General features: G+C 74.6%; 15 protein-coding genes. 7 read left to right on the top strand and 8 right to left on the bottom strand.

All coding sequences use genetic code 11. The features are described 5' to 3' along the window. Positions 1-9: 9 nt before the first annotated feature. Together ACFV1W_RS22240 and ACFV1W_RS22235 are read left to right on the top strand one after the other, a co-directional pair. A complete protein-coding gene (locus ACFV1W_RS22240) occupies positions 10-3051 on the top strand; it encodes an alpha-mannosidase (RefSeq protein WP_380418943.1) in 3042 nt (1013 codons plus the stop codon). Between the two features lie 73 nt (positions 3052-3124). Then, the gene (locus ACFV1W_RS22235; RefSeq protein ID WP_380418942.1) at positions 3125-4057 is read left to right on the top strand and encodes an ROK family protein; all 933 of its coding nucleotides are present in this window, start codon (positions 3125-3127) and stop codon (positions 4055-4057) included. 169 nt (positions 4058-4226) lie between these two features. Here the strand turns inward: ACFV1W_RS22235 and ACFV1W_RS22230 are convergent, their stop codons facing one another. The 6 genes from ACFV1W_RS22230 to ACFV1W_RS22205 all read right to left on the bottom strand — a co-directional run bounded on the left by ACFV1W_RS22230 (position 4227) and on the right by ACFV1W_RS22205 (position 9376). Beyond that, positions 4227-4622 (bottom strand): DUF2267 domain-containing protein, encoded by a 396-nt coding sequence (locus tag ACFV1W_RS22230; RefSeq protein ID WP_380418941.1) that lies wholly within the window; start codon positions 4620-4622, stop codon positions 4227-4229. 335 nt (positions 4623-4957) lie between these two features. Next, a complete protein-coding gene (locus ACFV1W_RS22225; protein ID WP_380418940.1) occupies positions 4958-5533 on the bottom strand; it encodes an acyl-CoA thioesterase in 576 nt (191 codons plus the stop codon). Beyond that, on the bottom strand, positions 5530-5841 hold the full coding sequence (locus ACFV1W_RS22220) for a hypothetical protein (protein ID WP_380418939.1): 312 nt from the start codon (positions 5839-5841) through the stop codon (positions 5530-5532). Before ACFV1W_RS22220 ends, ACFV1W_RS22225 begins: the two co-directional genes overlap by 4 nt. 469 nt (positions 5842-6310) lie before the next feature. Next, entirely contained in the window at positions 6311-7720 is a 1410-nt protein-coding gene (locus tag ACFV1W_RS22215) for an NAD(P)/FAD-dependent oxidoreductase (protein ID WP_380418938.1), read from the bottom strand. A gap of 88 nt (positions 7721-7808) precedes the next feature. Continuing rightward, positions 7809-8306 carry a flavoprotein gene (locus tag ACFV1W_RS22210; protein ID WP_380418937.1) on the bottom strand — a complete coding sequence of 166 codons (498 nt, stop codon included), beginning with the start codon at positions 8304-8306 and terminating at the stop codon, positions 7809-7811. A 110-nt stretch (positions 8307-8416) separates the two neighbouring features. After that, a complete protein-coding gene (locus tag ACFV1W_RS22205) occupies positions 8417-9376 on the bottom strand; it encodes an FAD-dependent oxidoreductase (protein WP_380418936.1) in 960 nt (319 codons plus the stop codon). 173 nt (positions 9377-9549) lie between these two features. On the opposite strand from ACFV1W_RS22205, the gene ACFV1W_RS22200 reads away from it, so the two are divergent. Beyond that, a complete protein-coding gene (locus ACFV1W_RS22200; RefSeq protein ID WP_380418935.1) occupies positions 9550-10467 on the top strand; it encodes a LysR family transcriptional regulator in 918 nt (305 codons plus the stop codon). A 61-nt stretch (positions 10468-10528) separates the two neighbouring features. Here the strand turns inward: ACFV1W_RS22200 and ACFV1W_RS22195 are convergent, their stop codons facing one another. Then, entirely contained in the window at positions 10529-11014 is a 486-nt protein-coding gene (locus ACFV1W_RS22195) for a cysteine/serine endopeptidase inhibitor (protein WP_380418934.1), read from the bottom strand. A 281-nt stretch (positions 11015-11295) separates the two neighbouring features. On the opposite strand from ACFV1W_RS22195, the gene ACFV1W_RS22190 reads away from it, so the two are divergent. From ACFV1W_RS22190 to ACFV1W_RS22180, 3 genes are all read left to right on the top strand, one after another. Then, positions 11296-11508, top strand: coding sequence for a hypothetical protein (locus ACFV1W_RS22190; protein ID WP_380418933.1), 213 nt, complete (start codon positions 11296-11298; stop codon positions 11506-11508). Between the two features lie 171 nt (positions 11509-11679). After that, positions 11680-12333, top strand: a complete 654-nt coding sequence (locus ACFV1W_RS22185; protein ID WP_380418932.1) for a 4'-phosphopantetheinyl transferase — start codon at positions 11680-11682, stop codon at positions 12331-12333. A gap of 117 nt (positions 12334-12450) precedes the next feature. Beyond that, positions 12451-12834: a barstar family protein gene (locus ACFV1W_RS22180; RefSeq protein WP_380418931.1), complete on the top strand. Its 384-nt coding sequence runs from the start codon at positions 12451-12453 to the stop codon at positions 12832-12834. A 37-nt stretch (positions 12835-12871) separates the two neighbouring features. On the opposite strand, the gene ACFV1W_RS22175 is transcribed toward ACFV1W_RS22180, so the two are convergent. Beyond that, on the bottom strand, positions 12872-13648 hold the full coding sequence (locus ACFV1W_RS22175) for a polysaccharide deacetylase family protein (protein WP_380418930.1): 777 nt from the start codon (positions 13646-13648) through the stop codon (positions 12872-12874). A gap of 402 nt (positions 13649-14050) precedes the next feature. Here ACFV1W_RS22175 and ACFV1W_RS22170 point away from each other — a divergent pair, with 402 nt between their 5' ends. Continuing rightward, positions 14051-15688 (top strand): CehA/McbA family metallohydrolase, encoded by a 1638-nt coding sequence (locus ACFV1W_RS22170; RefSeq protein ID WP_380418929.1) that lies wholly within the window; start codon positions 14051-14053, stop codon positions 15686-15688. Positions 15689-15805 lie beyond the last annotated feature (117 nt).

Here is a 15805-nt window from a genome sequence, read left to right as displayed (position 1 = left end):
CCTGCCGACATGCACGATGACCGCACCCTCGTCGAGTCCCGCCTCAAGCGCGTCCTGGAGGAGCGCATCCTCGCGGCGGTCCACCCCGAGTCCGTCCCGCTGGAGGTCGGCATCTGGACCGCCCCCGGCGACCCCGTCCCGGTCGCCGAGGGCCTGGCCGCGCCGCGCACCCCCATCGCGGTCGGCGACGCCTGGGGCGCGCCTTGGAGCACCAGCTGGCTGACCGTCTCCGGCACCGTGCCCGAGGCCTGGGCCGGCCGGACGGTCGAGGCGCTGATCGACCTCGGCTTCGACGCCAACATGCCCGGCTTCCAGTGCGAGGGCCTGGTCTACCGCCCGGACGGCAGCCCGGTGAAGGGCCTCAACCCGCGCAACCAGTGGGTGCGGATCGCCGCCCCGGCGACAGGCGGCGAGCCGGTGCTGCTGCACGTCGAAGCCGCCGCCAACCCGGTCATCCTGGACTACCACCCCTTCCTGCCGACCGTGTTGGGCGACAGGGAGACGGCCGGCGACCAGCCGCAGTACCGGCTCGCCCGGATGGACCTCGCGGTCTTCGACGACACGGTCTGGCAGCTCTCCATGGACCTGGAGGTGCTCGGCGAGCTGATGGCCGAGCTGCCGGTGGACGGCGCCCGCCGCTGGGAGGTCCTGCGCGCGGTGGAACGGGCCCTGGACGCGATCGACCTCCAGGACGTCAACGGCACGGCGGAGGCGGCCCGTTCGGAGCTCACGGCCGTACTGGCCGCGCCCGCCGCGCCGTCCGCGCACCGGATCAGTGCGATCGGCCACGCCCACATCGACACCGCCTGGCTGTGGCCGCTGCGCGAGACGGTGCGCAAGGTGGCCCGCACCACCGCCAACATGACCGCCCTGCTGGAGGACGAGCCGGACTTCCTCTACACCATGTCCCAGGCGCAGCAGTACGCCTGGATCAAGGAGCACCGCCCCGAGGTGTACGCGCGGGTCCGCAAGGCGGTGGCCGAGGGCCGGTTTGTGCCGGCCGGCGGCATGTGGGTCGAGTCCGACACCAACATGCCGAGCTCGGAGGCGATGGCCCGGCAGTTCGTGCACGGCAAGCGGTTCTTCCTGGAGGAGTTCGGGGTCGAGAGCCACGAGGCCTGGCTGCCGGACACCTTCGGCTTCACCGGCGGCCTGCCCCAGATCATCCGCAACGCGGGCTCCAAGTGGCTGCTGACCCAGAAGATCTCGTGGAGCCAGGTCAACAGGTTCCCGCACCACACCTTCCTCTGGGAGGGCATCGACGGGACCCGCGTCTTCACCCACTTCCCGCCCGTGGACACCTACAACTGCTCCATGAAGGGCAGCGAAATCGCCCACGCGGCACGGAACTTCAAGGACAAGGGGGTGGCCCGGCACTCGATCGCGCCGACCGGCTGGGGCGACGGCGGCGGCGGGACGACCCGCGAGATGGTCGCCAAGGCCGCCCGGCTGCGCAATCTGGAGGGCTCGGCCACCGTCCGCTGGGAGAAGCCCGCCGAGTTCTTCGCCAAGGCCGAGGCCGAGTACCCGAACCCGCCGGTCTGGGTCGGCGAACTGTACCTCGAACTCCACCGGGCCACCCTGACCAGCCAGGCGAGGACCAAGCAGGGCAACCGGCGCAGCGAGAACCTGCTGCGCGAGGCCGAACTCTGGTGCTCCACCGCCGCGTTGCGCACCGGCGCGGCGTACCCGTACGAGCAGCTGGACCGGATCTGGAAGACCGTGCTGCTGCACCAGTTCCACGACATCCTCCCCGGCTCCTCGATCGCCTGGGTGCACCGCGAGGCGGAGGGGACGTACGCGGCCCTGGCGCAGGAGCTGGAGGAGCTGATCGGCGGCGCTCAGCAGGCCCTGGCAGGGGAGGCCGCGGGCGGGCGCGAGCTGGTGTTCAACGCGGCGCCGCACGCCCGCTCGGCCGTCCCGGCGGGCGGGGCGGCCGTGGTGGCCCCCGCGGAGGACGGCTGCACGGTCGTCGAGCGGCCCGAGGGCGGCTTCACCCTGCGCAACGGCCTGCTGGAGGTGACCGTCGAGGCGGACGGCCTGATCGGCTCGGTCGTCGAGCTGTCCAGCGGCCGCGAGACCGTCGCCCCCGGCAGCCGGGCCAACCTGCTGCAACTGCACCCCGACTTCCCCAACATGTGGGACGCCTGGGACGTCGACCAGTTCTACCGCAACACCGTCACCGACCTGACCGGCGTGGACTCGCTCACCGCCTCCGCATCCGACGACGTGGCCGCCGTCCGCATCGCCCGCTCCTTCGGCTCCTCCACCGTCGTCCAGGTCCTCACCCTGAGGGCCGGCGAACAGCGCCTGGACATCGACACCGAGGTCGACTGGCACGAGACCGAGAAGTTCCTCAAGGCCGCCTTCCCGCTGGACGTCCACACCGAGCGCTACGCCGCCGAGACCCAGTTCGGCCACCTCTACCGGCCCACCCACACCAACACCAGCTGGGACGCGGCCAAGTTCGAGGCCTGCAACCACCGCTTCGTCCACCTGGAGGAGCCCGGCTGGGGCGTGGCCCTGGTGACCGCCTCCACCTACGGCCACGACGTCACCCGCACCGTGCGCCCGGCCGACGGCGGGACCACCACCACGGTCCGCTTCTCCCTGCTGCGCGCCCCGCGCTTCCCCGACCCGAAGACCGACCAGGGAGTGCACCGCTTCCGGCACGCGCTCGTCCCGGGCGCGGCGATCGCCGACGCCGTCCGCGAGGGCTACCGGATCGGCCTGCCCGAGCGGCGGGTCACCGGCACCGCCGAGCGGGTCGCGCCGCTGGTCGAGCTGGACGACGACGCCCTGGTGGTCAGCGCGGTCAAGCTCGCCGACGACCGCAGCGGCGACCTGGTCGTCCGGGTCTACGAGGCGGGCGGCGGGCGCGCCCGCGGCCGGCTCACCACCTCCTTCCCGCTGGCCGGCGCGGTGCCCTGCGACCTGCTGGAACGGCCCTGGGACGGCACCCGCGGCGAGGTGACGGTGGAGGACGGCGCGGTGCGGCTGGCGCTGCGGCCGTTCGAACTGGTCACCCTGCGGCTCAGCGCGGCCGGCTGACCGACGTACCGTAAAGGCGTCCCGGCCCCGCGCGGCCGGGGCGCCGCCCCCTGCGACCCTCCTGGAGCCCGCCATGCCGCCCACCCCCCTGTTCGCCGCCGTCGACATCGGCGGGACCAAGATCGCCGGGGCGCTGGTCGACGGCGACGGACGGCTGCGGCACCGGCTCCAACTGCCCACCCCGGCCGCCGAACCCGGCCCGGCCGTGTTCGCCGTCGTGCACGAGGTGCTGGACCGGCTCGCCGGTACGGCCGACTGGGCCGCCGTGACGGCCGTCGGCATCGGCAGCGCCGGCCCGGTCGACCTCGCCCGCGGCACCGTCAGCCCGGTCAACATCCCCGGCTGGCGCGGCTTCCCGCTGGTCGCCGAGGTCGCCGCGCACCCGGCGGTGGCCACCTGCGGGCTGCCCGTCCGCCTCGCCGGGGACGGCGTGGCGATGGCCGCCGCCGAGCACTGGCGGGGCGCGGCCCGGGGCGCGGACAACGCGCTCTGCCTGGTGGTGTCCACCGGCGTCGGCGCCGGCCTGGTGCTGGACGGCGCCGTGCGGCCCGGGCCCAGCGGCAACGCCGGACACCTCGGCCACATCACCGTCGAGCTGGACGGCGACCCCTGCCCGTGCGGCTCCCGCGGCTGCCTGGAGGGCCTGGCCAGCGGCACCGCGATCGCCCGGCGGGCCGTCGCCGACGGCTGGCGGCCGCCGGGCGAGGACCGCACCGCCCGCGCCGTGGCCGTGGCGGCCGCCGCGGGCGACCCGGTCGCGCTGGCCTCCTTCGACCGGGCCGCCCGGGCACTGGCCGCCGGGATCGCCGCGACGGCCGCCCTGGTCGACCTGCACCGGGTGGTCATCGGCGGCGGCGTCGCCACCGCCGGCGACGTACTGTTCGCCCCGCTCGCCCGCCACCTGGACCGCTACGCCGCCCTCCCGTACGTCCGCGGGCTGGACGTGCGCCGCGCCGAACTCGGCACCGACGCCGGGTTGATCGGCGCGGCCGCGCTCTGCCGCTGAGCCGTCCTGGTGCCTTGCCGTCCGGTCCTCGGTCCGGCGGGCCTGCCGGCCGGGGTGCTGACCGGCAGCTCCCGGGAGCCGTTCCGGAGGCGGGCCGACCGGCAGGCCCCTGCGGTGACTTGGCCTCGCCCGCGGCGACGGGCCGGTCCGACGTCGGCGTCCGCCGGGCTCAGGCCGGCAGCGGATGCCCGAACAACAGGTCGTAGCCGTCCGGCAGTTGCTCGACCACGCGGTCGATCAGTTCCCCCGGGACGAGGTCGGCCACGGTGCTGAGCACCGCCCCGATGTCCCACTGTGCCGTCGCCGGCGTGGCCCCGTCGATCCAGCCGACCACGGCCTCCACGAAGCGCTCGGCGGTCAGCGGCTCGGCGGCCGGTTGGGCGTCCCGGAGCAGCGAGGCGTACGTCCCCGGCAGCGCGTCGGCGAGGTCCAACCGGTCCGCGCCCACCAGGTGCTCGCCCAGCAGGGCGAGAACGACCCGCACGGCGTGGTCCGCCTCGGCCTCGCCGCGGTACTCACCGCGCTCCACGACGCGGGCGAGGAAGTCCTCCCAGGAGATGGTCATCGCATCCTCCTTCCGGTCGGCGGGACCGGCCGGGCGAGCGGCGGCCGAGGGGCCGGGGGCCTGCCTCATCGCGGCCCGTGACCGCCGGGAGACGTACCGGTTCCCGTGCTGCTCAGCGTACTGCGGTCCGGCCGGGGCCGGACCCGCCGGTCCGGCGGAAGTCCGGAGGCCGAACGGAACCCTGCCGCCGGAGCCCGGGCAGGGCCGTGAGCACGACCGGGCCGGGCCGGGACCAGGAGCGGAGCTGGAACCGGAGCCGGGACCGGCCTGGCGGATCGACGCCGTTGTCGATCACGCCGCCGGCCCGTGCCGTCACCGGCACGGAAGCGCGCTGGTCAGCCCGCCGAGGTACGTACCCTTCTGCGCGAGCCGCGCGGTGAACCCACCCCCGCACCGGAGCGCGCCGCCGCCCGCTGGGCCGGCGCCATCGGCTGCGCGACGGCGACCACGGTGTCGCCACGGACCGTGTCCGGCACCCGGTCGACGACCGAGTCCGACATAAACGCCGACAGAAAGCGCCGCTCGTTCGGGCTGAGTTTGCGCGAGCGGCCGGATTCCCGGTCCCGCGCCACGACCACGGTCCGCGCCCGCATAAAGGTGCGCGGCTCGCGGCAGACATTCACCTCGACATGGGCGGAACTCCGCCCGAGGTGTTCCACGGTCAACCGCACCGACAACGGCTCGGGGCGGTGGTGCAACTGCTCCAGATAATCGATCTCGTGCCGGGCGATAATGAATCCGGACGGGAACAGCGATTCCCGCACGGCGGTCGCGTGGTGGCAGAACAGGTCGTAAATCCCCTCCTGGATGTAGCCGACCAGCCGGGCGTTGTTGATGTGTCCGTTCTCGTCGACGTCGCTCCACCGGGTGGGGCAGGACAGCACGTGCACGCCCGGGTGCAGCGCGCTCACTGCTTCGTCAGCCCGGCGCCGGCGCCGGTGGGGAGCAGAGCCCGCTGCAACCTGGCGTAGTAGCCGGAGTGTTCGGCCGCCATCCGGGCGGCCGTCCAGCCCTCCTCGGCGGCCTCCGCGGCCGCCTGGACGACCAGGCTGTCCAGCACCACGTCGACCGACCGGCAGAGTTGGGCGACCGCGGCGAGGCGTTCGGTGATATCGGCCGCTCCGGCCGCGTTACGGGCCGGGAAGGCCGCCAGCGATTCGACTGCGAGCTGCAGATCGTCGATGGCGTCCGACCGGCTCTCCTCCGGTGAATTCCGCATTCTTTTCTCCAGGACCAATTCGGGCCGCTACGGCCCGGTAACTGACGTTCGAATACACCGTCATCGGTGTCGGCCCCCCGACGCCATCGACGCTATCCCAGTCGACGCGGGTCCGCAGAAGGTTTTCGGACGGTGACGGGAAACTGACTTCCATCGGAGTAGTTTGCGGGAGTACACAATATGCCCCGTCAGCCGAACGCGGTAAGCAGAACGGGTGGTATCGCCGACCCGCCGAGCAAGATCGACTACCGTCCGGCACAAATCTGCTACCAGGCTCCCCGCCACCGCGCCTTGCGGAGGCGGATGCCGCGCAGGGCGCTCGGCCAGAACCGGCCGGGCGCGGCCCGCACCGGCGCGAGGTCGTGGCGTCCGCTTCCCGGCCGCCCCGCAGCACGACTCGGCCGAACGGCGCCCGAGGGCGGCGGAGCCGGCGCCGCCGGGTCAGCGCCGACGAGTCAGTACTGCCGATTCAGTGCCGCCCGGACACCAGGTCCGCCGCCCGGGCGATCGGCGAGGTCCCGGTCCGCCCGGCCGCCTCCTGCCGGTCGGCGGCGTGGTACGCGGCGTACATCGCCCGCACCCCCAACCAGCGCAGCGGCTCCGGCTCCCAGCGCCGCACCGTGTGCCCCACCCATGGCAGGGCGGTCAGCTCGGTGTCCCGCCCGAGCACCAGGTCGCGCAGGGTGCGGCCGGCCAGGTTCGTGGTGGTCACCCCGCTGCCGACGTACCCGCCCGCCCGGCCGAGCCCGCTCACCCGGTCCAGTTCGACCGTCGCGCACCAGTCCCGGGGCACACCCAGCACGCCCGCCCACGCGTGGTCGATCCGGGCGTGCGCGGCAGCGGGGAAGAACCGGTCGAGGATCCGCCGCAGCTGGAGCACGGTCTCCACCTGGGTGCTCCCGTCCGAGTCCGTGCGCGAGCCGAACCGGTACGGCACGCCCCGCCCGCCGAGCGCGATCCGGTCGTCCGCCGTGCGCTGGGCGTACATGTAGGCGTGCGCGAAGTCCCCCAGCACCTCCCGGCCCTGCCAGCCGGCCCGCGCCCAGAAGTCGGCGGGCAGCGGCTCGGTGGCGACCATCGCGGAGTTCATCGGCAGCCAGGTGCGCCGCTCGCCGGGCAGCCCGGCGGTGAACCCCTCGGTGGCGCGCAGGACGTGGTCGGCGGTGACGGTCCCGTGCGGGGTGACGGCCCGGGGGCGGCGGTGGGCGTCACCGGGGAGGATCGCGCTGACGGGCGTGCCCTCGTGCACCTCGACTCCGAGGCCCCGCACCACCCGCGCCAGACCCCGGACGAGCTTCGCCGGCTGGATCCGGGCACCGTACGGGGACCAGGCCCCGCCGACCGCCCCGGCGACCGCGATCCGCTCCGCGGTCTCCTTCGCGCCGAGCTCCTCCACCCGCCCGTCGCCGTAGCCTCGCTCGGCCGCGACGTACGCTTTCAGCCGTTCCAACTGAGGTCCACTGCGGGCGACTTCGAGCACACCGCCGCGGACGACGTCCGCCTCGATCCCCTCGGCGGCCGCCGTGCAGGCCACCTCCCCGACGGCCTCGTCCATCACCCGCTGCATCGCGGCGGCGCGGCCGCGCCCGTACTTCCGCGCGAAGGCTCCCCGCCCCGCGAAGCCGTTGTACAGCCACCCGCCGTTGCGCCCCGAAGCGCCGTACCCGCAGAAGCGGCGCTCCAACAGGGCTATCCGCAGGGAGGGTTCGGCCTTCTTCAGGTAGTAGGCGGTCCAGAGCCCGGTGTACCCGCCCCCGACGACGCAGACGTCCACATCGGCGTCCCCCGGCAGCGCGGGCCCCGGCCGCGGCACCCCGCCCGCCGCGTACCAGAACGACACCCCACCGTTGACCGCCGCCACCGGAACCTCCCACGCCATCGCCGACCTGCCCGGACGCTATCCCGGGCCGGTCACGGCGAACCACCCCCCACCCTGCCAGGATCCGGCCCCGGGACCAGGCACCCTGTCAGACCTCGATGAGTTCCAGCACCCGCGTCCAGCTGAACGCCCCCGGCACGGACTCGGCGATCCGCACGCCCATCCCCCGCAACCTGGTCAGGCTCTCCTCGTACGCCGGATGCGCGGCCTGAGCCGCGGAGAGGCACGGCTGGACCGCCACCGGAATCCCCCACCCGTACGACTCGCAGAGGATCCCGAGCGCGAGGGTGTCCGAGATCCCGGCGGCCCACTTGTTGATCGTGTTGAACGTCGCCGGGGCCACCACGAGCGCGTCCGGGTCCGGCAACGGCCGAGGCTCCCCGGGCTTCCGCCAGGCCGAACGGATCGGATACCCCGTCCGCTCCTCGATGGCCGCGACGTCCACGAACCCGGTGGCGAGTGGCGTCGCCACCACCCCCACCTGCCAGCCCCGCCCCTGCGCCGCCGCGATCAGCTCCCCCACCCCGCCGGCGACCCCCGCCGCACACACCACGACGTACAGCACCGGCTTCCCGGCCTCGGCCATCTCCCGAACTCCCCTCTCACCACCGGCGGAACGCCCACCCGTCACCCCAGTGTGCCCGTGCCCGCTGGGCCGCGGCCCGGGGCGGCGCCCGCTCGGAGCGTGTCGAGCCGTCAGCGGAGCGCCGCCGCCACCAGCTCCGCCGCCGCGTCCGCACACCCCCAGCTCAACGTCACCCCCGCCCCGCCGTGCCCGTAGTTGTGCACGGTCCGGAGCCCGCCCCCGCCGTTCCCGGCCTCCAGCCGCACCCCGCCCCGGCGGTCCGGACGCAGCCCCACCGGACGGCCGACGATCTCGGCCCCGCGCAGTTCGGGGACGTGTGCCGCGCACCGGGCGAGGACAGCCTCGGCCGCCTCGTGGTCGGGCGCGAGGTCCCACGCCCCCTCCTCGAAGGTGCCGCCCAGCACGACGTCCCGGCTCCGGGGGTGGACGTAGGTGTATCCGGCCGGGTCGTCCTGGATCCGCAGCGAGGTCCGCAGACCGGGGTTGCGCACCAGGACGAGCTGGCCGCGCACCGGCCGCACCGCGTCGTCCCCGCACAGCTGCCGTGCGCCGAGCCCGCCGGCGTTGACGGCGACGGGCGCCCAGACGCGGGCCTGGCGGAGGGTGTCGAGCCGCCGGTGGACGACCTCGCCGCCGCCGTCGAGGAAGCGGCCGAGCAGCCACGGAAGGTAGAGCGGCATCTCGACCGTCGGGGCGGTGAACCGCCAGCCGTCCGCGTACGCCGGGGCGAGCTCGGACGGCTCCATGCGTCGCAGGTCCGGCACTCCGGCGCCCCACCAGGGCACGGCGTCGCCCTGCCGCCGGTGCGCGGGCATCCGGGTGTCGCGCATGACGACGCCGGGCACGCCGGCCCGCGCCTGCCGGGTGAATTCGGCGAAGGTGGCGGCGGACCAGTTCGCCACCCGGTCGCCGGCCTCCACCCCCACCGGGTACCAGACGGCCGCCGCGACGGCCGAGACGGTCGACAGCAGTCCGTCCGCCGTCACCACCACGACACGCAGTCCCAGTTCCTGGAGCCGCAGGGCCGTGGTGAGCCCGATGACCCCACTGCCGATGACGACGACGTCCACGCCGATCCCCTCCACCTCACCTGACGACGAGCCCTCGGTCCCAGGGAAGCGGGACGACCCGTGCGGCGTCCAAGACCGGTTCGGTCCCCCGGCGATAAGGCGCCCTTATCACGCGCGGTCAGCCCGGCCGCCGGTCCGGGACGCGGACGGCGGTGCGGCCCTACCATCAACCGGTGGACCTTCGCCGAATGCGCTACTTCTCCGTACTGGCCGAGGAGTTGAACTTCACCCGGGCCGCCCGCCGACTGCGGGTGGCGCAGCCGGCGCTGAGCCAGCAGATCCAGGCGCTGGAGCGGCAGCTCGGCGTGCGGCTGGTCGAACGCACCAGCAGGGGGTGCACGTTGACCCCGATCGGCGGCGCGGTCGCCGAGGAGGCCCGGCAGTTGCTGCGCCAGGTGGCCGAGGCCGACCGGCGGATCACGGCCGTCGCGCGGGGGCAGCAGGGGCGCCTGCGGGTGGCGTACACCCGATCCGCCCGCGGGGGCGTCTGCGACGCCCTGATGAGCGAGTTCCGCGAACGCTATCCCCGGGTGGGCGTCGCCCTGCAGACCGGCTGGACGGCCCACAACGTCAGGGAGCTCCTCGCCGGGCGGCTGGACGCGGCCTTCGTCCGTCCGCCGCTGGACGTCCCCGGACTGGCCTGCCGGATCCTCGCCGAGGAGGAGCTGCTGCTGGCGGTCCCGTCCGGCCACCCGCTGGCCCACGGTCGCGGCCGGGTCGACCGCAGCCGCATCGGCGACGAACCGGTGGTGCTGTGGCCGCGCGACAACGGCCCCGGGATGCACGCGTCGATCACCGGACAGCTGTGGCCCGACCGGCCGCCGAGGATAGTCCGCGAGGAGCCGGACGACGAACAGTTGCTGCTGGCGGTGGCGGCCGGTCACGGCATCGCGCCCATTCCGGAGGGCCGGGCCCGGGTCTTCCGGATTCCGGGAGTGAGCCTGCGCCGGCTGACCCGCCCGGTGCCCACGGTCACGCTGGGCCTCGCTCACGCCCCCCGCACGGCCTCGCCCGCGGTCCAACTCCTGCTGGCCATGGCCCCGCAACTGCCCGCCTCGGCGGCCGCGGCCGCATCGACGGACCGCCGGTGAACACGTCGGCCCGCCCCCGGGCGCGTCCGGGGGCGGGGCACGGCGGCGGCTGCCGGGAACGTCAGCCGATGGTCGAGCCGGTGACCGGCTCGGACAGCGCGACGGCCTTGCCGTTCGCCCCGGACTTGACGAACTGCCAGGTGAGGCCGTCGATCACGCCCTTGCCCAGCGGGGCCAGCTTGGCGAAGGCGGGCTGGCTGAGGTCGATGTGGGTGGAGTCGCAGGACGGGCACTGGTCCTTCACCGGGACGGTGACGGTCTTGCCCTGGTACGTGACCTTGACCGAGATGCCCTTGCAGAGCGGGTCGTTGTTGGGATTGGCGGAGGTCCACCAGGTGTGGGAGACGGCGACCAGCATCTGGCTGGAGGCGTTGATCCGGGTGCCGCAAGCGCCGTACCCGGCGTCGTTGTAGTAGGTGGCCTTCCCGGTCATGGGCTTGTTGACCGGTATCGCGGCGCCGGCGGAGCCGGCCGTCAGCGCGACGAGGGCGGCGGCCGCGAGCGGGGCGCCTGCGAGGATCCTGAGGTTCTTGCCGATGGCGCGCATGGTTCGTTCCCTCCGGTTCGACGGTCCCGGGCGGAGATCATGAGCATGACAGACGCAACTCGCCGAAGCTGCGCCGCAGTTCGGCGATCGGGCTCCCGCTGCCCGCCCGGTGACGGGAACGTATGCGCTCCACCTCGGCATGGTCCAGACCTTCGCGGTGTTGCCATGGACACAAGGCAAGGATCTTTACCAATGCGGCCGAAAGGGCGAAGATGCGTGACCGCGGCGCCATGGTGGGGGTTGACGGGTCGTCACCCGAAGCCCGCTCCGGAGGCCGTCCCATGCGCACCGCACTCGCCGCGGCCCTGCTCCTCGGCGTCACCCTGACCCCGGCCCTCACCGCCTCCGCGGCCGCCGCGCACCCGGCGGCTGCGGCGGCCCCGCGCACGGTGAACCAGGGCTACAGCATCCCGGTCGCCGGTGTCACCGACCTCGGCGCACTCCCCGTTCTCGGCAGCCTCGGCCTGGACTTCGCCCGCCCGCTCGGCCAGTAGCGACCTGTCGGCCCGACCGACCACCGGCCGATCCCGCCACCCCGGCCCCGGCCCCGGGCCGCACACCGGCCGGTCCCCCGATTCCCGAAGATCGCGGACCGCCACCACCCGCCCGGGTTACGCTCGACCCGCGCGGCGCACCGCCCGCGCTGCCGACCGAGGGGGGAACGCGTGATCGGGGACCTGCTGCCGGACGTCGTGGTGACCGAGGTGGCCTACGCCGACCCGCCCGAGGCGCGGCTGGAGCCCGCCGAGGAGGCGGTGATCGCCCGCGCCGTGGACAAGCGCCGCCGCGAGTTCACCACCGTCCGCCACTGCGCCCGCACCGCCCTCGGCCGTCTCGGCGTCCCGTACCGCCCGCTCGTCCCCGGTCTGCGCGGCGCGCCGAGCTGGCCGGACGGCGTGATCGGCAGCCTCACCCACTGCGACGGCTTCCGCGCGGCCGCCGTCGCCCGCGCCGGCACCCTGGCCTCGGTCGGCATCGACGCGGAGCCCGCGCTGCCGCTCCCGGACGGGGTCCTGGAGGCCGTCGCCCTGCCGGTCGAACAGCAGCGGCTGGCCGAGCTCACCACCGAGCGCCCCGGCACGCCGTGGGACCGCATCCTGTTCAGTGCCAAGGAGTCGGTCTACAAGGCCTGGTTCCCGTTGACCGAGCTGTGGCTGGACTTCCACGAGGCCGAACTCGACCTCTCCCCCGACGGCACCTTCTCCGCCCGTCTGCTGGTCCCCGGCCCGGTGGTCGGCGGCCGCCGCCTCGACGGCTTCGACGGCCGCTGGGCGGTGCGCGACGGGCTGCTCGCCACCGCGATCGCCGTCGAGCCGTAGCCGCAGCGCAGCCGCAGCCGCAGCCGTTGCTCGGAGGGCCCCAACCGCTCATCGGGGGCGCGTAACCGTAACCCTCCATCACCCGGCCGTTCGCCGCCCCGGCATATCCTCGACCGCGTGACGGTGACCTATGTGATCGACGGCAACGAGATCGGCACCCTGGAGGACTTCTGGGACGTGGTCGGGCGGACGATCGGCGTCGACGGCTACTTCGGCCGCAACCTCGACGCCTTCGCCGACTGCCTGAGCGGCGGATTCGGCACGCCCGACGACGGCGACTTCCTCATCGAGTGGCGCAACCACGAGGTGTCCCGCCGCGAGCTCGGCTACCCGGAGACGGTCCGGCAGCTGGAGCGGCGGCTCGCCAGGGCCCACCCCACCAACCGCGAGCAGGTCGCGGCCGAGCTGGCCGACGCCCGGGCCGGCAAGGGGCCGACGGTCTTCGACCGGCTGGTCGACGTCATCGAGGAGCGCCACCCGGGCGGCCTCCGCCTGGCCTGACGCCCCGGCGCCTCCCCGGGTCTGACACCCCGGCGGCTCACATCACGTCCGACAGCCGGACGAACCGCCGCCCCTCCGCCAGCAGCCTCGGCACCGCCGCCGCCACACCGGGGGCGGTGCCGCCGCCCGGCCGGTTCATGTGCCCGATCACGACCGCCCCGGGTGGTGCCGACGCCACCTCCCGTCGGACCTCCGAGGCGGGCAGCGTCGCCCCGCCGTCCCCGTTGACGGCGAACCCCACCACGCGTTCCCCCAGGTCGGTGACCACCCGGGCGGCGACGTCGTCGTAGTGCGCGGTGCCGGAGCGGAAGAACCTCGGCGGGTGCCCGAGCAGTCCGGTCAGCTTGTGGGCGTTGCCCACGACCTCGTCGTACACCTCGCCGACGCCGCCGGTGCCGGCGATCCCGTACGCCGAACGGCCGGTCACCGAGAGCGGACGGTGGACGGTGCCGTGGTTGCCGATCTCGAACAGCCCGTCTGCGGCGAGCCGCTCGAAGACGTCCGGGTTGGCGTCGATCCAACGGGTGTTCAGGAACAGCGTGGCGGGGACCTTCCTCTCCCGCAGGAAGTCGATCAGGTCGGCGTCGTAGCCGTTCCCGCCGGGGCCGCCGCAGGCGTCGAAGGTCAACGCCGTCGCGGTCTCGCCCTCCGGCAGCTCGGTGATCACCCCGGAGACCCGCAGCCCCCACTCGCTCGGTGCCAGGGCCCGGTAGCGCTGGACCATCTCGGCCCGGCTCGGCTCCCGGACCGCCGAGGGCGCGGCAGCGGCGGCCGTCGTCGACGGACCGGCCGACGCACTCGCGGACGCACTCACGGACGCACTCACGGACGGACCGGCGGAAACGCCGTCCGAAGGCGTGCCCGCCCCCGGGGCGGGCACCGCTCCAGCGGCCGACACCGTCGCCGAGGCCGCCCCGCCGCCGGCCGCGCCCCGCCCCGCCCGGCACCCCGTCAGCGTGCCCCCGGCCACCACCGCCGCCAGCAGCGTTCGCCGACTCAGCGCCACACCCGCCTCCCGACCGACCCATCGCCATGTGCCCTGCGCCCGACCACAGGACCATGAACCGACCATTCGTCACTTCAAGCAAGCCGCCCCGCCCACGTCCGGTCCCCCTTCACCGAGCCGCCCCACCCCGGTGGGTGCCGCCTCACCTCCGGTTCACCCCCCGGGGTAGGCAGACCGACGGACCCGCCCGCCCCAGCCCGGAGGCCCCCGATGCCCACCGATCCAGTCGCCCCGGTCGCCCCGACGCACCCCACGGAGCCGGCCCGCTCCACGGACCCGGCGCACCCCGCCCGTCGCGACCTGCTCCGCACCGGCCTCGCCACCGGCGCCGCCACCGCCCTCGGCCTCGCCTCCACCGCCGGTCCCGCCTCGGCGGCCCCCGCCCCCGGCCCGGCCAACGGCGACCGCACCCTCACCCTCACCGGCCACCTCCCCACCGGCGCCCCCGACTTCGTCCTCCTCCCGGTCGAGGTCCCCGACGGCGTCCGCGAGATCGCCGTCTCCTACGGCTACGACAAGCCCCAGGTCCCCACCGGCACCCCAGGCAACTCCTGCGACATCGGCATCTTCGACGAGCGCGGCACCGACCTCGGCGGGGACGGCTTCCGCGGCTGGTCCGGCGGCTTCCGCACCGAGTTCGCCCTCTCCCGGGGCACCGCCACGCCCGGCTACCTCCCCGGCCCGGTCAATGCCGGCACCTGGCACATCGTCCTCGGCCCGTACCAGGTCGCTCCACAGGGCCTGGACTACCACGTCCAGGTCACCCTCCGGTTCGGCGAGCCGGGGCCGGAGTTCACTCCGCACTACCCGCCGGAACGGGCCCGCGGCCGCGGGCGGGCCTGGTACCGGGGCGACTGCCACCTGCACACCGTGCACTCCGACGGGCACCGCCTGCCCGAGGAGGTGGCCGCCGGGGCCCGCGCGGCCGGTCTGGACTTCATCGTCTCGACCGACCACAACACCAGCTCCTCGCACGCCGTCTGGGGCCCGCTGGCCGGCCCGGACCTGCTGATCGTCACCGGCGAGGAGGTCACCACCCGCAACGGCCACTGGCTGGCCCTGGGCCTGGAGCCCGGCCGGTTCGTCGACTGGCGCTACCGCTCCCGCGACGAGGAGCACCCGCGCTTCGTCCGCCGGGTCCGCCGCGACGGCGGCCTGGTGGTGCCGGCGCACCCGTACTGCCCGTTCGTCGCCTGCCAGTGGAAGTTCGGCTACGAGCAGGCCGACGCCGTCGAGGTGTGGAACGGGCCCTGGACGTACGACGACGAGTCGGCCGTCGACACGTGGGACGCCGGACTCGCCGTCGCCCTGCGCGGCGGCGACGGGAGCCGCGGCCGTTCCTGGCTGCCCGCCATGGGCAACAGCGACGCCCACAGCGACCCGCACGTCATCGGCCTTCCGCACAACGTCGTCCTGGCCGAGGACCTCAGCCGGGACGCGGTCCTCGACGGGCTGCGCGCCGGGCGCAGCTGGCTGGCCGAGTCCGCCGCCGTCGAGCTCGACCTCACCGCCACCGGGCACGGCCGTCAGGCCGGCATCGGCGAGGAGCTGACCGTCCCGGCCGACGCCCCGGTGGACGTCCGGCTCACCGTATCCGGCGTGCCCGGCGGCACCGTCCGCCTGATCACCGACGAGGGGCAGATGCACCAGGAGTCGCTGCCCGCCGGCGGCTCCGGCACCGTGGTGTGGCGCACCACCGCCTCGCTGGCCGGGTACGTCCGCGCCGAGGTGCGCCACCCGAAGGCCGACGGGACGCCGGGCAGGGGCAACTCGATGGGCGGGGACCTGCCCTGGGGCCCGATGGCGGCCCTCACCAACCCGATCGTGCTGCGCGCCGAGGACCGCTGAGGCCACCCCCTCCCCGTCCGCGGACGGGGAGGGGGGACGACTCGGGGCACCCGTTTGGACTAGGTTGATCCTCGAAACGCATCAGTCGTAGGGACGAGGCGGTCGGCTGTCCGCATC

It is taken from the genome of Kitasatospora sp. NPDC059648 (assembly GCF_042734825.1).
GTDB lineage: Bacteria > Actinomycetota > Actinomycetes > Streptomycetales > Streptomycetaceae > Kitasatospora.
Note: the sequence above shows the minus strand (reverse complement) of the source record. Positions and strands in the feature narration are given on the sequence as shown.

What these genes read in the sequence shown, in the direction of transcription:
- ACFV1W_RS22240 (WP_380418943.1), top strand. Translation starts at nt 10, where the DNA reads ATGCACGATGACCGCACCCTCGTCGAGTCCCGCCTCAAGCGCGTCCTG.
- ACFV1W_RS22230 (WP_380418941.1), bottom strand. Translation starts at nt 4,622, where the DNA reads ATGACCATCTCCTGGGAGGACTTCCTCGCCCGCGTCGTGGAGCGCGGT.
- ACFV1W_RS22215 (WP_380418938.1), bottom strand. Translation starts at nt 7,720, where the DNA reads ATGGCGTGGGAGGTTCCGGTGGCGGCGGTCAACGGTGGGGTGTCGTTC.
- ACFV1W_RS22220 (WP_380418939.1), bottom strand. Translation starts at nt 5,841, where the DNA reads ATGCGGAATTCACCGGAGGAGAGCCGGTCGGACGCCATCGACGATCTG.
- ACFV1W_RS22210 (WP_380418937.1), bottom strand. Translation starts at nt 8,306, where the DNA reads ATGGCCGAGGCCGGGAAGCCGGTGCTGTACGTCGTGGTGTGTGCGGCG.
- ACFV1W_RS22195 (WP_380418934.1), bottom strand. Translation starts at nt 11,014, where the DNA reads ATGCGCGCCATCGGCAAGAACCTCAGGATCCTCGCAGGCGCCCCGCTC.
- ACFV1W_RS22170 (WP_380418929.1), top strand. Translation starts at nt 14,051, where the DNA reads ATGCCCACCGATCCAGTCGCCCCGGTCGCCCCGACGCACCCCACGGAG.
- ACFV1W_RS22190 (WP_380418933.1), top strand. Translation starts at nt 11,296, where the DNA reads ATGCGCACCGCACTCGCCGCGGCCCTGCTCCTCGGCGTCACCCTGACC.
- ACFV1W_RS22235 (WP_380418942.1), top strand. Translation starts at nt 3,125, where the DNA reads ATGCCGCCCACCCCCCTGTTCGCCGCCGTCGACATCGGCGGGACCAAG.